Here is a 15,268-nt window from a genome sequence, read left to right as displayed (position 1 = left end):
AAAAGGCACGCCTCACGGCGTGCCTTTTTTTGGCCCAAGGTTTTTCAACGCTTGCGACAAAGGCTCATGCCATCGCCAATCGGCACCAGCGAATAGTCCACTCGCTCATCCACCTTCAAGGCCAGGTTGAGTTGCTGGATCGCGCGGGTATCCGCACTCTCCGGGTTGGCCTCCAACACTCGTCCACTCCACAGTACGTTGTCGAAGACCACCAGCCCGCCCACACGCAGCAGAGCCAGCGCGTGCTCCAGGTAGGTGAGGTAATTCGCCTTGTCGGCGTCGATGAATACCAGGTCGAAAGCGCCTTGCTGATCGCCCGCAACCAGGGCTTCCAGGGTGGCCAGTGCAGGTCCGAGCCGCAGCTCGATGCGCGAGTCGACGCCAGCGTCGTGCCAGTGGCTGCGTGCAATGTCGTTGTACTCACCCGGCAGGTCGCAGCAGAGGATATGGCCGCCTTCGGGCAGCGCCTCGGCCATGCACAGGGCGCTGTAGCCGGTGAAGGTGCCGATCTCGAGGATTCGTTTCGCGCCGGTCAGCCCGACTAGCAGCGCGAGGAACTGCCCCTGCTCCGGAGCGACCTGCCAGCGAGACATCGGTAACCTGGCCGTCTCGGCGCGCAATCGTGCCTTCACTGGCGAATCGCGCAGGGAAACGTCGAGCAGATACTGATAAAGCGAGTCGTCGAGGTTCAGCGTGCGAGTGGTCATGGGCCCTCCTAAGTATCAGGGATGGAGGGCGAGACTCTGCACGGCGAGGACGCGCTTGGCCTCCAGGAAGGCTTTCTGCCAATAGGCGCTGTCAAGGCTGTCCAGGCGCACGGTCCCGCCCGTTCTGGGCGCGTGAACGAAGCGCCCTTCCCCGACATAGATACCCGCATGACTGACGCCACGTCCACCGCTGGTAGCAAAGAACACCAGGTCGCCACTCTGCAAGGATTCGCGGCCAACGGTCGGCGCACGCATGGAAATCATCTCGCGAGTGGAACGCGGCAGCATCAGGCCGGTGGCATCCCGATAGACGTAGCCGATCAGGCCGCTGCAATCGAATCCGCTATCCGGCGTATTACCGCCCCAGCGATACGGAGTGCCGACCAGGCCAATGGCACGGATCAGAACATCGTCGGCAGCCTGGGTGTTGTAGACGGGAGCAGCGTTAGCGCGCACTACGGGAGGCGGCGCAGGCGGAGTGCGACTGGCGCAGGCAGCCAGCGAGGCGAGAAAAGCGAGGAGAATGATGCGCTGAGGAACGAGCATGTGATGGCATCCCGTCAAGGAGTGCCATCACTTTGTACCAACAGTGACTTGAGCGCAATACTTAAAGTAAAACTTTAAGTTCAGCGACTCACAGTGTGAGGTTCGTAGCCTGGTTCGAGCACCCGCTTGGCTTCCATGTAGCTCAGGCGCCAGTAGCTCTCGTCCAGGCTGTCCACGCGAACACCACCACCACGGCGGCTGGCAGAGTGGATGAACTGTCCGTCACCGATATAGATGCCGGCATGGCTGACCCGGCCGCGACCACGGTTGTTGAAGAAGATCAGGTCGCCCGGCTGCAGGTCTTCTTTCGAGACCAGCGGGACATCCATGTTGATCATCTCACGCGTGGAACGCGGCAGGCTGATGCCCGCTTCTTCGCGGAACAGATAGCCCACGAAACCGCTGCAATCGAAGCCGGTCCGCTCCGACTTCCCACCAAAGCGGTACGGCGTACCGATCAGCGAAAAAGCGCGGTCCAGAATGTCGGATACATGGGCAGTCGAACTGCCGTTATCGTTTTTGGCCCCCTCGTCCTGCGACTCATTCATCAGCACTATGTTGTGCTGATTTACCTGGAGCGCTGCTCGAGTGGCAGGTGCTGAAGCGACCTGGTTCGGCTGCGATTCCGGCGAATGGCTGGCGCAAGCTGCCAGCAGCAGAACGAAACTCATGGGCACGAGGGGTGCTAAGCGTTTAAGCATGGGCACGACCGTGTCTCATTAGCTCCATTTATTAGCGGGCTAATTTGCCCGCTCAATGGGACCAATGCAAGTTTTTTATCGCGGAATGTGACTCAGCAGGCGCGGCATAATGTCTAAGGCTCGACCCACCATTCTTTCTTCGACCACCGAACTCAGGTCGGTCAGCCCCGGGTTCACCTCGGCGGTGAAGCCTCCAGCATCCCGAGTTCGCAGCACGGGCTCGATGATGTACGGGAAGCTCGCGGTGGTCCCGACCAGCAGAACGGCATCGAATCCCTTGCGCAGTTGCGCGTAGAGCGTATCGACGGCCTCTTCCGGCAACATCTCCTCGAACAGTACTACCGGCGGGCGCAGCACACCTGCACAGCGCACGCACTTCGGTGGTAGCGGGCCATCCAGGTGCCCTGCCAGCTCCGCGCTTTCCAACCCGCACGACTGGCAGTACAGCGGCGCCAGTTCGCCATGGATCTCGATCAGCCGTTCCGGCGGCGAGCCAGCGCGGCGGTGGAACCCATCGATATTCTGGGTGAGCACCCAGCACTCCGGCTTGAGCCTCTGCAGCTCCGAGATGGCTTCATGGCCAACGTTGGGCTGCGCGCCCAGGCAGGCCTTGCCGAGTTCCGCCAGATACTTCCAGCACAGCGCCGGATCCTTCTGCAGCATCGGCCCGGAGATCGCTGCTTCGATCGGTACGCCTTCCGCCGTCTGGCCGTTGTACAGACCACCCAGGCCGCGATAGGTGGGCATCCCGGAGTCGGCGGAGAGCCCGGCACCGGTAACTACCAGGATACGTTCTGCACGAGCAAGCGCTGCGCCAGTGCGTTCGATCGCCGAGTCCATGCGCCCTCCTACGCGGCAGGACCGCGTATCAGTGGTTGACCGTGAAAGCCAGCATCATGGAAATCTGGCACAGCGGACGGCCGCTTTGTTCCTGCCATTGATTAAAGGCAGCCTGCACCAACGCCAGATCCTTCTGGCTGGTGGGCGCCTTGTCGACTATCTCCTGAGCCTTGAGCGCGGCAACCACATCGTCGCCGAGGACGAACGTGTCCTTGCCGGCCATGCGCAGGAAACGCGGCGCGGACATGCCGCCCAACTGACTACCACGCTTGGCCAGCAGCTTCCAGAGACCGACGATGTCGCTGGACGGCCAACTGGCCAGGAGTTTGCCGAAGCTGCCGTATTCGCGAGCAATGTCTAAGACGAACTGGGCGTTGCGCGGCACGCTCTTGAGCTTGCCCAGGTGACGAATCAGCCGGGCGTCCTGCATCAGGTTTTCCAAGCGCTCGCCGCCCATCAGCACGACCTTCTCCGGGTCGAAGCCGAAGAAGACCTCCTCGAAGGCCGGCCACTTGGCATCCACCAGGCTGTGCTTGAGGCCGGCGCGAAAGATACGCAGGCTAATCAGCGACAGGTAGCGATCATCAGTCACCGCCGCCAGCTCGTCCGCTGACTTGGCCTGCGGAAGCCGGGCATCCAGCGCCTCGACCGAGCCGAAGCGGTTCAGACAGTACTCATACAGCCACTGGTAATCGCGCATCAGGCGTCCTTGCGAGTTTTACAGGTTCATCACGTCTAGGAAGCGCGGCGTCGCAGTCTCGTCGATGCGCAGGCTGTTGAAGTCGAACAGGTTGCGGTCAGCCAGTTGCGACGGCACCACGTTCTGCAAGGCACGGAACATGATCTCGGTGCGGCCCGGCGACTTGCGCTCCCAATCCAGCAACATCTCCTTGACCACCTGGCGCTGCAGGTTCTCCTGCGAACCGCACAGGTTGCACGGAATGATCGGGAACTCCTTGAGCACCGAGTAGGCTTCGATGTCCTTCTCGTTGCAGTACGCCAACGGGCGGATCACCACGTTGCGGCCGTCGTCGGAGAGCAGCTTGGGCGGCATCGCCTTGAGGGTGCCGCCGTAGAACATATTAAGGAAGAAGGTTTCCAGGATGTCGTCGCGGTGGTGTCCCAGCGCCATCTTGGTCGCGCCGATTTCGTCAGCATAGGTATAAAGAGTGCCACGGCGCAGGCGCGAGCACAGCGAGCAGGTGGTCTTGCCCTCCGGGATTTTCTCCTTCACCACCGAGTAGGTGTCCTTCTCGATGATGTGGTACTGCACGCCGATGGATTCCAGGTAGGCCGGCAGCACGTGTTCGGGGAAGCCGGGCTGCTTCTGGTCCATGTTCACCGCAACGATCTCGAACTGAATCGGGGCGACCTTTTGCAGGTACAGCAGGATGTCCAGCAGGGTGTAGCTGTCCTTGCCGCCGGACAGGCAGACCATCACCTTGTCGCCGTCCTCGATCATGTTGAAGTCGGTGACCGCTTCGCCAACCTGGCGGCGCAGGCGTTTCTGCAGTTTGTTCTGGTTGACCGAAAGGGTACTGGCCATGGTGCTCTGGAATCCGAAGGCAAGACGAAAAGCCGGTCATTTTACGCGCAAAGCGACGCGTGCCCCAGCCCCTCTATCGGGCTGCTGCTAATCTGACAGCATGACGCGCGATCTCGATCCTTCCCTCGAACTGACTGACCAGCTTCTGCAGTTGCTACGGGAAGCGCATGAAGGAATCTCCGAATTCCAGCTGATCCAGCAATTGAAGGCTCGGCACTCCACTCACGTGCCCAACCTGCCGCTGACCGACAAGCTGGTGCTGTTCCGCACCCACTTTCTGGTGTTCAACGCGTTGTATCGCCTGCGCGACCAGCTCTGGGCGGAGGGCGCCGCGCACCTGGAGATCGGGCCGCTGCAGATTCGTCTCTCTCCTTTTATGAATGGCGCACAGGCCCTCGCCGAGCGGGACGCACTACGCGCCTACTACCTGGATGAGAAGCACCTGAAGGAAACCACCGAGCACGATGTGGAGAAGTTGCTGGAAAGCTTCTGGACACGTATGCAGGGCAACGAGGAAAAAGCCGCGGCATTGGCACTCTTCGAGTTGGAGGACGGCCCGGTGGATTACGCGCTGATCAAGCTGCGATACCGCCAACTGGTGAGCCTGCACCATCCCGACAGAGGCGGCAGCACCACTCGATTGCAGTCGATCAACAAGGCGATGGAAATACTGGAGCGCTATTACAGCCACCCGTGAAACTTCCATTTGCTCTAAACCCACGGACGACGTGGCTTGCAGCCATTCCTATACTGCGACTTAAGGTCGCATAGGTCGGCTGGGCACCGGATGACGCTGGCTACGCGTACTCGGCGCCTCGCTGGGGGGCGGCCTTCTATAAGAAGAGGAGAATGCTGACATGATCCATCATGTGTGGGGGCTCTTCACCCATCCCGATCAGGAATGGCAGGACATCCGCGGCGAGGAAGAATCCATCAGCCACATGTACCTGACCCACGTCCTGATCCTCGCTGCCATCCCGGTCATTTCCGCCTACATCGGCACCACGCAGGTTGGCTGGGTATTGGGTAATGCGGGACCGGTCAAGCTGACGGCCGCCAGCGCGATCCAGCTGACCATCATGACTTACATCGCCATGCTCGCCGGCGTCGCCGTGATGGGCGCCTTCATCCACTGGATGGCTCGTACGTACGACGCGTCGCCATCGCTGACCCAATGCATCGTCTTTGCTGCGTACACCGCGACTCCGCTGTTCATCGGCGGCCTGGCGGCTCTCTATCCACACCTGTGGCTGGGCATGATCATCGGCACGGCCGCGATCTGCTACACCGTCTACCTGCTCTACGTCGGCATCCCGACCTTCATGAACATTCCCAAGGATGAAGGTTTCCTGTTCTCCAGCTCCGTGCTGGCGGTAGGACTGGTGGTGCTGGTGGCGATGATGGCCCTGTCGGTCATCCTCTGGGGCAGCGGCGTCGGCCCGGAATACACCTGATCTCACGCTCTGCAGAAGAAACCGGGCCCTTGTGGCCCGGTTTCTTTTGGGCTCCTCGCAGGAGCGAGCCGTCGCTGAACGGGTTCGCGAGCAAACTCGCTCCGGCAGAGAGCGGCACTTGCCTGAAACTCGTCCAACTTGCCTGAAGCTGCACCCCGGACGAGCGGCCACGAGAAATCCTCCACCGGCGCGCCGACTGCGGCATAATCTTGCCCCGTCGGAGAACCACTGTATGCCTGAACAGCTCAACGCTCGCGTCGAAGCCTGCTACCAGCAGGCCGAAGCCTTCTTCCAGCGGCGCTTTCCCCGCCCGGAAGTGAGCTTCCGGCTACGCGGCCAGAAGGCCGGCGTCGCCCACCTGGATGAAAACCTGCTGCGTTTCAACCCGCAGTTGTACCGGGAAAACCACGAACACTTCCTGCAGCAGACCGTAGCCCATGAAGTGGCGCACCTGATCGCCCACCAGATGTTCGGTCCGCGCATTCGCCCCCACGGCGAGGAGTGGCAACTGATCATGCGCGGCATCTACGGCTTGCCGCCGGACCGCTGCCACACCTACGAGATCAAGCGTCGCCGCTCCACCCGCTACCTGTATCGCTGTCACTGTGGAGAGGGAAACGAATTCCCCTTCTCCTCCCAGCGTCACAACCTGGTCGCCCAGGGCCGCCGCTACTATTGCCGGCGGTGCCGCGCCACCCTGGTATTCACCGGCGAAACCCGCCGCGAGTGATGCTGCTCAGGCGATGACCTTGGCCGCCTTCAGCGCAGCAACCTGTTCGTCGGTGTAACCCAGTTCTGCCATTACCTGCACCGTGTGCGCTCCCAACGCAGCGCCGATATGGCGTGGCTCGGGCAGGCCGGCGGAGAAACGGATCGGGCAGGCCGCCTGCCGTTGCGCCCCGCCCTTGCCGTTGGGCACCTGCGTGACCACACCCCGTTCACGCAACTGCGGATGTTCCACCGCCTCGGCCAGGGACAGCATCGGCTCGACACAGGCGTCCAGCGCGGCAAAGCGCTCCTGCCAGTGAGCGAAGTCCTGCTTCTCGAACTCGATGGCGATTTCGCGCTTGAGCGACTGCTGCTCTTCCGGTTTGGGCGACAGCCCGCGCGCGGCCAGCTCCGGGCGGCCGATGGCGGCGCAGAACTGTTGCATGAACTGCGGCTCCAGGCTGCCCACCGAGAACCAGCGGCCATCGCGGGTGCGGTAGTAGTCGTAGAAGCTGCCACCATTGAGTGCGAGGCCTTCCATCTCCGGCTCCACTCCCGCCGCGAGATAGCCGGCCCCCGCCATACCGTGCAGGCTGAAGGCGCAGTCGGTCATGCTCACGTCGACCTGCTGCCCCTCACCCGTCTGTTGCCGATGGATGACTGCCGCCAGCAGGCCCATTACGCCATGCAGCGAGCCACCGCCGATGTCCGCCAGTTGCACGCCCAGCGGCAATGGGCCGGTCTCACGGCGGCCGGTGTAGCTGGCCACGCCGGCTAGGGCCAGGTAGTTGATGTCATGCCCGGCGCGGTCGCGCAGCGGCCCGGTCTGGCCGTAGCCGGTGATCGATACGTAGATCAGCTTCGGGTTGATCGCCTTGAGCGCCTCGTAACCGACGCCGAGCTTGTCCATCACGCCGGGGCGGAACTGCTCCAGCACGATGTCGTATTCCTGCACCAGTTGCTTCACCACCTCCACCGCCTCGGCCTGCTTGAGATCCAGCGCAATGCAGCGTTTGTTGCGGTTGAGGTAGGCGTGGCTGGCGGAGGTGCCGTCCACGTGCGGCGGCAGCACGCGCACCAGGTCCATGCGCGTGGGCGACTCCACGCGCAACACCTCGGCGCCCATGTCGGCCAGCAGCAGCGAGGCGAACGGCCCCGGCAGCAGGGTGGAGAAGTCGAGGATCTTCAGGGAGGCGAGCGGGCCGTTCATGGGCACTCCTGTTTCGCTCAATCGATGCGTGGGCGCCGCGCCTCAGAGCTTCATGCCGCGGCTGATGATCTCTTTCATGATCTCCGAAGTACCAGCGAAAATGCGCTGGATGCGCGCGTTCGCGTACATCTTGCAGATCGGATACTCCCACATGTAACCCCAGCCACCGTGCAGTTGCACGCCCTCATCCACCACCTTGCAGAGCAGTTCGGTGGTGAACAGCTTGGCCTCGGCGGCCACTTCGGGAGTGAGCTTCTTCTGGTTGTGGTCCATTACGCAACGATCGGTGAAGACCTGCGCCACGTCGATCTGCGTACGCATCTCGGCGAGCTTGAAGCGAGTGTTCTGGAAGTGCGCGATCGGGCGATCGAACGCCTTGCGCTCCTTCACGTAGTCGACGGTCGCGTTCAGCGCGGCCTCGGCGCCGGCCACCGCGCCACAGGCGTTGGTCAGGCGTTCCTGGGCCAGCATGTTCATCAAGTAGAAGAAACCGCCCTTGGCGTCGCCCAGCAGATTTTCCTTCGGCACTTTCACGTTGTTGAAGAACAGCTCGGCGGTGTCCTGGCTCTTCATGCCCAGTTTCTTCAGATTGCGCCCGCGCTCGAAGCCTTCCATGCCACGTTCAACCACGAACAGCCCCATGGCGTGCTTGTTCGAAGGATCAGTCTTCGCCGCGACTATCACCAGGTCCGCCAGCAGGCCGTTGGAGATGAACACCTTGGAGCCGTTGAGGACGAAATGGTCCCCCTTGTCCACCGCCGTGGTGCGCATGCCGGCTAGATCGGAGCCGGCGGACGGCTCGGTCATCGCCACCGCCAGGATGCTTTCGCCACGAATGATCCCCGGTAACCAGCGGGCCTTCTGCTCGGCATTGCCGTACTCGGCGATGTAGGGGCCGCACAGCGCCGAATGCAGCGGGATCATGAAACCTGGCTCGTTGATGGCAGCCAATTCCTCACACATGATCTGTTCGTAGCGAAAATCCTTCAGAGCGGATCCACCGTATTCCTCTTCCGCCCAAGGCAGCAGGAAGCCCATCTCCCCCGCCTTACGCCAGACACTGCGGTCCACCACGCCGGCTTCCTCCCATTCCTCCTGGTGAGGCACCACTTCCTTGTTGAGGAAGGATCGGAACGCATCGCGGAACAGGTTGTGTTCGGTCTCGAAGTGATTGCGCAGCATGGTCGACTCCCGGTGGGTTGAGTGCCCGCAGGGTAGGTGCTGGCCGCGCGCGGCCTCAATGACGCGAGCGCTCAGGGTCGATTGACGCAATCGCCCAGCAGATGCGAGTGTGAAATATCCCAAAGCTGCACCGGAGAGCGCCCGCATGCAGATTCGCCCTTTCCAGGCGGAAGACTTCCCGCCGTACGAAAGCTGGTTCGCCGACCCCGTGCTCTTTGCGCAGCTTGGCCCGATGGACCGCGAATGGCTGGAACAGCTGCTGAACGCTCCGGACAGAGTCCTGTACAGCATCCTGCGCGGCGATCTGCTGGTGGCGGTTGTGGGGATTTGCCTGCCCAATCCCGACCACCCGTACTATTTCGTCACCGATCTCGCCGTGCGCCCGGAGTTGCGTGGTTCAGGTGTTGGGCGCGCGGTGATGGCGCTGGTGATGAGCCGAGCGGAACTGCAGAGCAACCCCTTGTGGCGCGCCAGCGTGAGGCCGGACAACCTGGGGGCGCTGGCCTTCCTCATCAAGCTGGGCTGGACACGACTGGAAATGGGCAATCCGTTCGATGAGCTGCTCGAGTTCGAATTCCGCCGGCGCCCAGCGGGCCCCTTGCTCCGCTGATCCGGCAAGGGTGCTGTAGTGGACTCCGCCCGGGATGATTTCATTCTCGACGTGAAGCGAGCCGATCAAGGGCAAATCGCTCCCGCGCAATCGGGATGTTCGGCGTTCATAAAGAAGCAATTTCCCGGCTCGCATAAAAAACCCCCGCCGGGGCGGGGGTTCACACAAAGGAGTCGAACGGTATTGCTGTAGTTCTTAGAACACGTACTGCAGGCGGGTCACGACACCGTTGCCGTCGTCGTCACCGTTGGCGTTGCGGATGCCATCGGTACTGACGTGAACGTAGTCCAGGGAGACCTTCACGGCTTCGTTGGCGTACCAGTTCACACCGATGGTGTTGGTGCTGGCCTTGGTGTCGCCCACGTCGCGGGTGGCGGTAGCCACGACCACGTTCGGGTCATCGACCTTGATGTGGTCGTAGCGGTAGAAGACTTCCCAGGCACCGATTTCCTTGTTGGCCGGCTTGATGGTGTCAAACTTGGCGCCATCGAGCTTGTAAACGCGGGATTCGCCGGTGATGGTGTAGGCCAGTTGGCCGTAGTAGCCGTCAGCCTTGATGTCCTGGAAGGCATCGGCATCAGCCTTCAGCTTGCGCTTCAGGTATTCGGCCTGAGCGGAGAACGGGCCGAAGGCGTAGGCGAATTCTGCGCCCCAGGTGGAGTCGTCCTTGTAGGAACCGGCCGGGCTCAGGGTGGCGCCGCCGAAGGTCGCGCGGTTGCCATTGTCGCCAGCGTCGTTACCGCCGTTGGTGGCGATACCACGCATGCCCAGACGCGGACGGATGCGGGAATCGAAGGCGGTGTCGTTCAGGTCACGGTAGGCGTAATCCAGGCCGACATGCAGGACGTTGCCGTCGGTGTTCAGCGGAGCGAACACGCCGCGGAAGTTGAACTGCTTGACGCTGTCGCCGTCGGTGTCGTCGGCGTCCTTGGCATATACGCCGGCGTCCAGGTAGGCCAGGTTGGCGACGACGCCGCCAACCTGGGCCCCCATGCCATCCTGGTGGGTGTTGATCCAGTCAGCCAGTTCGTAGGCGCTGGTACGCTCGGTGGCGGTCACCCACTTGGAGCTGGTGGCTTTCTCCAGACCGAAGTCCGGGTCGAAACGGCCGAACTTCAGGGTTACCGGAGCGAAGCCGGTGTAGCTGAAGGAAGCCTCGTCGAAGTAGCCGTTGTCAGCGTTACCGGAGTTGTGGGACATGTCGTAGTTGATCTGGTATTTCCAGTCTTTGTAGACAGTGCCGCCCAGTTCCAGGTAGGCGCGGCGGAAATAGGCGCCGTCACCGTTGTTGCCGTTCTTGGTGTAGAACCCATCGAAGCGGCTGTAATCCGCTTGCAGACGGCCACCGAGCTTGAAGCTGAACTCCTTGTCGGTGGTACCGACTTCAAGACCGCCCTTGGTCTTGATAACGATATCGGCGCCATCGGTGGTGACTGTGCCTGCGAAAGCCTGGGCGGAAACGGCCAGTGCCAGGGCAGTGGCGGCGTAACCGGCGAAGTGCTTACGGATCATCGAAGATTCCCCTTAATGGTATTTGCGTTGAACACGCCGAGTGCCTGGCTGCTGCGCGCCCCCCAAGGACTCGCACAGGCCGTTCTGGCGGCCCCCGTTTGTGTTGCTGGGAATCTTGGCGAGGGGTTATTTCAGATCGGTTGCTCGTAGATAAAACTTTTATTACAAAGGAACTTTTGATTCCCTTATTGCATAAAGGCTCAGGACCGCGCCCGACTAGGCTTTCAGCCGTTTCTTTCGGCCTCTTTGGCGGTATGCTCCGACCTCACTTCTGAACGACAGCGCCTTCAGGCTTACCCATGCATGAACTGCAACCCTTGATCCAGCAGCACGGCCTGACGCTGCTGTTCTTCAACGTCCTGCTGGAACAACTCGGCTTGCCGATTCCCGCCTATCCGGCGTTGATCGTCGCCGGAGCGCTTGCCCTGCAGGGAAGCGGCGTTCCATTGGGGCAGGCGCTGGCCGTGGCCGTATGCGCCTGCCTGATTGCCGATTTGATCTGGTTCAGCGCCGGGCGACGCTATGGCGGCTTCATGCTGCGCAGCGTGTGCAAGGTTTCGCTGTCACCTGACAGTTGCATCCGCCAGAGCCAGAGCCTGTACCTGCGCATCGGTCCGCGGGCGCTGCTGATCTCGCGATTCCTCCCCGGTGCCAGCGCGCTGACCACCACCATGGCCGGCATGACCCGCACGCCGCTGCCACGCTTCCTTGCGTACGACTGTGCTGGCGCCGCGCTCTGGGCGGGCTCGGCGCTGATGCTCGGGAGCATCTTCAGCGATGCCGTGGACCGTGTCCTGGGATGGCTCACCGAGTACGCGAGCCTTGGTGTAGCGGTGCTGCTGGGCGCCTTCGCGCTGTTCATCGCCTGGAAGCTCTGGCAGCGCTTCAGCCTGCTCAAGCGCACCGCGCGGATTCCACGCATCAGCGTCGATGAGCTGCGCGCACGCCTGGACGCCGGCGAGCCGCCGCTGATCCTCGATGTGCGCGCGCAATTCGATGACGAGGCGATTCCCGGCTCCATCGCCTTCAGCCTGGACGGAAAGCTGGACGAGTTGCGCGACAGCCTGGAGGACAAGGACGTGGTGATCTACTGCGCCTGCCCCCACGAGCTTTCCGCAGCGATGCTGGCGGAGCGACTGCAGGCTTTTGGGCATCCGCGTACCTGGGCGCTGTCGGGGGGATTGGATGCGTGGCGGGCGCAAAGCCTGAGCTGAGGAGTCGCCTGCCGGAGCGCGCCATGCGCGCGACCGCAGGCATCGGCATCACCCGGACGTCTCCGGCAAACGCCATCCTACGGCGCTGCTGGGAACGCCAGTTCGTGAGCAAGCTCGCTCCTACAGAAAGCTCTTAGCGCCGTGCGCTGTCCCGGCGAAACTCGGCGAGATGGTCAGCCAGGCGCTCCGAGTCCGGGCGAGGCGGTTCTGGCAGCAGGCGCAGGGTCGCCTGGGTCAGGCGCATCTGCCGCAGGTAGCGCCGGCAGTGGCGGCACAACAGCAGGTGCCGGCGCAATGCGATCTTCTCGCGCCAGCCCAACCGTTCGTCCAGCAGGTCGCTGGAGCGCGCCACCAGTTCCTTGCAGGTCAGCATTCCCCGGTCTCCTCGAAGTGCTCCACGGTGGCGAACACCTTCAGCCGCGCACGGTGCAGCAGTACCCTGGCATTGGAGAGCGAAACCTCCAGCAGATTACAGATTTCCTCCAATTCCAGGCCCTGGCGCTCACGCAGCAGCAACACGCTGCGCTGCAATTCGGAGAGGCTGAGCAGGGTCTTTTCCAGGCATTGGCGCAGCTCGTCCTCGGCCAGCAGGGCCTCGGGCGAGTCCTCGTGCCACGCCAGCGGCGCCGGGCTCCAGTGGCCGTCGGCGGCGAAGCGGGAATCGTCGATGCTGCCGTGGGGCGCAGGCAGCTCGTCCAGCGAAACGTCGCGACGAACCTTGCGCAGGCGGGATTTGGCGGTGTTGGCAGTGATGGTCAGCAGCCAGGTCTTGAGGCTGGAGCGGCCCTGGAATCCATCGAGGTTGCGCACGGCGGCCAGCCAGGCGTCCTGCACCACCTCGTCGGCATGGGCGCTGCCGACGATCGCAATGGCGACGGCGCGCATCGCACCCTGGTAGGTGGCTACCAGGGTGCGAAAGGCCTGCTGGTCACCGGCCAGCAGGCGCGACAACAGCTCGTTGTCGTCGGCGGGCACGATCAGCGCTTGCGCAGGATCACGCTGCCGATCGAGTAACCGGCGCCGAAGGAGCTCAGCACGCCGATGGAGCCGGCGGGCAGGTCGTCCTGGTACTTGTGCAGGGCGATCACCGAGCCAGCCGAGCTGGTGTTGGCGTAGGTGTCGAGGATCACCGGCGCCTCGTGCGGCTCGGCGTCGCGGCCGATCAGCTTGCGGGTGATCAGCAGGTTCATGTTCAGGTTGGCCTGGTGCAGCCAGAAGCGCTTCACGTCGCTGACCGGGATATCGTTCTGCGCCAGGTGCTCGCCGATCAGCTCGGCCACCATCGGACAGACGTCCTTGAACACCTTGCGGCCTTCCTGCACGAACAGCTTGTCGCGAGTGCCGATGCCCTCTTCCGCCGCGCGGTTGAGGAAGCCGAAGTTGTTGCGGATGTTGTTGGAGAACTGGGTCAGCAGCTTGGTGCTGACTACGTCGAACTGGTGCTTGGAAGTCGCCTGGTCGGCGCGCTCGATGATCACGGCGGTAGCGGCGTCACCGAAAATGAAGTGGCTGTCGCGGTCGCGGAAATTCAGGTGGCCGGTACAGATCTCCGGGTTGACCATCAGGATCGCCCGGGCCTGGCCCAACTGCACGCTGTTCACCGCGGCCTGGATGCCGAAGGTGGCCGAGGAGCAGGCGACGTTCATGTCGTAGCCGAAGCCCTGGATGCCCAGGGCAGCCTGCACTTCGATGGCCACGGCCGGGTAGGCGCGCTGCAGGTTGGAGCAGGCGACGATCACCCCGTCGATGTCTTCGGGAGTACGGCCGGCGCGCTGTAGGGCCTGCTTCGCGGCGGCGGTCGCCATCTCGCAGAGGATGCCCCAGTCTTCGTTGGAACGCTCCGGAATACGTGGCGCCATGCGCTGAGGGTCGAGGATACCTTCCTTGTTCACCACGAAGCGGCTCTTGATGCCGGAAGCCTTCTCGATGAACGCCGAGCTGGACTCGGAGAGGGCCTCCACTTCGCCCTTGGCAATGGCGTCGGCGTGCTGGTCGTTGTAGCTGCGGACGTAGCTGTTGAAGGATTCCACCAGTTCATCGTTGGAGATGCTGAACGGCGGGGTATACAGGCCGGTTCCGCTGATCACGACTTTATGCACGGTCAATCCTCTTCAATTCTCAAAGCCGCCGGGCCGGGCAGCTGGGTTAGGCAGCAAGGTGCCCGCGCATTGGCCGGCACCGAATATTCATGGGCTTGCGCGCCCTGCGCGAAGCCTCTGGGATGGCAATCCCTGCAACAGGGCAGTGTGCCACTCCCTTGCCGGGGCGGCACCTTTGCCCGCCCGGCGGTTTGCGGTTTCACCTAAGGTGCAACCGCTGGTCGCTGATTATGCTGCAAAATTCGCCGAAAAGCCGCCGTGCGAGGACGGCATTTGCGCAAGATTACAGACGCAAATCACGCCGTGCCTGCCTTGAAGCAAGGGATTGATTTTTTCCACCGGCACCATAGGCACGGCGTTAGCGCGCCAGAGCGCGCGAATCCTTATCCTGCGAATCATTCCCGACATTGCCAAGGAGACTTCAGGATGAATGCTGCGAATCGCCCGGAAATGGACGAACAGACCCTGGAATTCGCCAACCAGGTGATCGACCTCGCCCGCCAGGGCGACACCGAGCGCCTGGCCAGCCTGCTGAGCCAGGGCCTGCCGGCCAACCTGCGCAACCACAAGGGCGACAGCCTGCTGATGCTGGCCAGCTACTATGGCCACCAGGACACCGCGGCCGTGCTACTGGAGCACGGCGCCGACCCGGACCTGCGCAACAATGCAGGCCAGACACCGCTGGCCGGCGCCGCTTTCAAGGGCGATCTGGAGATGGTCCGCCTGCTGCTCGGCCGCGGCGCCCAGGTGGAAGGCGCCTCGCCCGACGGCAAGACCGCGCTGATGATGGCCGCGATGTTCAACCGTCCGGAGATTGTCCGCTGCCTGCTGGAACATGGCGCGAACCGCGATGCTCGCGACGCCAGCGGCCTGACTCCGCTGGCCGCGGCAAGAATGATGGGTGCAACCGACACCCTGGCGCTGCTCGAAGCCGCCTGA

General features: G+C 62.7%; 18 protein-coding genes. 6 read left to right on the top strand and 12 right to left on the bottom strand.

Annotated elements, in window-relative coordinates; genetic code table 11:
- Positions 1-44: 44 nt before the first annotated feature.
- The 6 genes from A9513_RS24045 to ttcA all read right to left on the bottom strand — a co-directional run bounded on the left by A9513_RS24045 (position 45) and on the right by ttcA (position 4,340).
- Positions 45-707: a class I SAM-dependent methyltransferase gene (locus tag A9513_RS24045; protein WP_065085779.1), complete on the bottom strand. Its 663-nt coding sequence runs from the start codon at positions 705-707 to the stop codon at positions 45-47.
- A gap of 15 nt (positions 708-722) precedes the next feature.
- On the bottom strand, positions 723-1,253 hold the full coding sequence (locus A9513_RS24040) for a C40 family peptidase (protein WP_037010232.1): 531 nt from the start codon (positions 1,251-1,253) through the stop codon (positions 723-725).
- A gap of 80 nt (positions 1,254-1,333) precedes the next feature.
- Complete coding sequence (locus tag A9513_RS24035) at positions 1,334-1,960, bottom strand: C40 family peptidase (protein WP_024764590.1); 627 nt, start codon at positions 1,958-1,960, stop codon at positions 1,334-1,336.
- Positions 1,961-2,029: 69 nt separating this feature from the next.
- Entirely contained in the window at positions 2,030-2,794 is a 765-nt protein-coding gene (locus A9513_RS24030) for an NAD-dependent protein deacylase (RefSeq protein WP_065085778.1), read from the bottom strand.
- A gap of 28 nt (positions 2,795-2,822) precedes the next feature.
- On the bottom strand, positions 2,823-3,494 hold the full coding sequence (locus A9513_RS24025) for a DNA-3-methyladenine glycosylase I (RefSeq protein ID WP_024764592.1): 672 nt from the start codon (positions 3,492-3,494) through the stop codon (positions 2,823-2,825).
- An 18-nt stretch (positions 3,495-3,512) separates the two neighbouring features.
- Complete coding sequence (gene ttcA, locus A9513_RS24020; protein WP_017522174.1) at positions 3,513-4,340, bottom strand: tRNA 2-thiocytidine(32) synthetase TtcA; 828 nt, start codon at positions 4,338-4,340, stop codon at positions 3,513-3,515.
- 100 nt (positions 4,341-4,440) lie between these two features.
- Between ttcA and A9513_RS24015 the strand changes: the two genes are divergently transcribed.
- The 3 genes from A9513_RS24015 to A9513_RS24005 all read left to right on the top strand — a co-directional run bounded on the left by A9513_RS24015 (position 4,441) and on the right by A9513_RS24005 (position 6,524).
- Positions 4,441-5,037: a DNA-J related domain-containing protein gene (locus A9513_RS24015; protein WP_065085777.1), complete on the top strand. Its 597-nt coding sequence runs from the start codon at positions 4,441-4,443 to the stop codon at positions 5,035-5,037.
- A 160-nt stretch (positions 5,038-5,197) separates the two neighbouring features.
- Positions 5,198-5,794 carry a Yip1 family protein gene (locus A9513_RS24010; protein WP_024764594.1) on the top strand — a complete coding sequence of 199 codons (597 nt, stop codon included), beginning with the start codon at positions 5,198-5,200 and terminating at the stop codon, positions 5,792-5,794.
- Positions 5,795-6,026: 232 nt separating this feature from the next.
- Entirely contained in the window at positions 6,027-6,524 is a 498-nt protein-coding gene (locus tag A9513_RS24005) for a SprT family zinc-dependent metalloprotease (RefSeq protein ID WP_024764595.1), read from the top strand.
- Between the two features lie 6 nt (positions 6,525-6,530).
- Here the strand turns inward: A9513_RS24005 and A9513_RS24000 are convergent, their stop codons facing one another.
- Complete coding sequence (locus A9513_RS24000) at positions 6,531-7,712, bottom strand: CaiB/BaiF CoA-transferase family protein (RefSeq protein ID WP_065085776.1); 1,182 nt, start codon at positions 7,710-7,712, stop codon at positions 6,531-6,533.
- Between the two features lie 42 nt (positions 7,713-7,754).
- Positions 7,755-8,894, bottom strand: a complete 1,140-nt coding sequence (locus tag A9513_RS23995) for an acyl-CoA dehydrogenase family protein (protein WP_024764596.1) — start codon at positions 8,892-8,894, stop codon at positions 7,755-7,757.
- Positions 8,895-9,039: 145 nt separating this feature from the next.
- On the opposite strand from A9513_RS23995, the gene A9513_RS23990 reads away from it, so the two are divergent.
- Positions 9,040-9,504 (top strand): N-acetyltransferase, encoded by a 465-nt coding sequence (locus A9513_RS23990; RefSeq protein WP_065085775.1) that lies wholly within the window; start codon positions 9,040-9,042, stop codon positions 9,502-9,504.
- 195 nt (positions 9,505-9,699) lie between these two features.
- Here the strand turns inward: A9513_RS23990 and A9513_RS23985 are convergent, their stop codons facing one another.
- Positions 9,700-11,016 (bottom strand): OprO/OprP family phosphate-selective porin, encoded by a 1,317-nt coding sequence (locus A9513_RS23985; RefSeq protein ID WP_024764598.1) that lies wholly within the window; start codon positions 11,014-11,016, stop codon positions 9,700-9,702.
- A gap of 299 nt (positions 11,017-11,315) precedes the next feature.
- Between A9513_RS23985 and A9513_RS23980 the strand changes: the two genes are divergently transcribed.
- Positions 11,316-12,230 carry a DedA family protein/thiosulfate sulfurtransferase GlpE gene (locus tag A9513_RS23980; protein ID WP_024764599.1) on the top strand — a complete coding sequence of 305 codons (915 nt, stop codon included), beginning with the start codon at positions 11,316-11,318 and terminating at the stop codon, positions 12,228-12,230.
- Between the two features lie 133 nt (positions 12,231-12,363).
- Here the strand turns inward: A9513_RS23980 and A9513_RS23975 are convergent, their stop codons facing one another.
- From A9513_RS23975 to A9513_RS23965, 3 genes are read right to left on the bottom strand one after another with little or no spacing between them, the layout of a single operon-like run.
- Complete coding sequence (locus tag A9513_RS23975; RefSeq protein WP_037010226.1) at positions 12,364-12,603, bottom strand: anti-sigma factor; 240 nt, start codon at positions 12,601-12,603, stop codon at positions 12,364-12,366.
- Complete coding sequence (locus tag A9513_RS23970; RefSeq protein WP_024764601.1) at positions 12,597-13,205, bottom strand: RNA polymerase sigma factor; 609 nt, start codon at positions 13,203-13,205, stop codon at positions 12,597-12,599. The genes A9513_RS23975 and A9513_RS23970 overlap by 7 nt, the downstream gene beginning before the upstream one ends.
- Positions 13,206-13,207: 2 nt before the next feature.
- Positions 13,208-14,329 carry a beta-ketoacyl-ACP synthase III gene (locus tag A9513_RS23965; RefSeq protein WP_037010238.1) on the bottom strand — a complete coding sequence of 374 codons (1,122 nt, stop codon included), beginning with the start codon at positions 14,327-14,329 and terminating at the stop codon, positions 13,208-13,210.
- A gap of 426 nt (positions 14,330-14,755) precedes the next feature.
- Between A9513_RS23965 and A9513_RS23960 the strand changes: the two genes are divergently transcribed.
- The gene (locus A9513_RS23960; RefSeq protein WP_065085774.1) at positions 14,756-15,268 is read left to right on the top strand and encodes an ankyrin repeat domain-containing protein; all 513 of its coding nucleotides are present in this window, start codon (positions 14,756-14,758) and stop codon (positions 15,266-15,268) included.

It is taken from the genome of Pseudomonas sp. AU12215 (assembly GCF_001675465.2).
GTDB classification, from domain to species: domain Bacteria; phylum Pseudomonadota; class Gammaproteobacteria; order Pseudomonadales; family Pseudomonadaceae; genus Pseudomonas; species Pseudomonas nitroreducens.
This window is presented reverse-complemented; position numbering and strand designations above follow the sequence as displayed.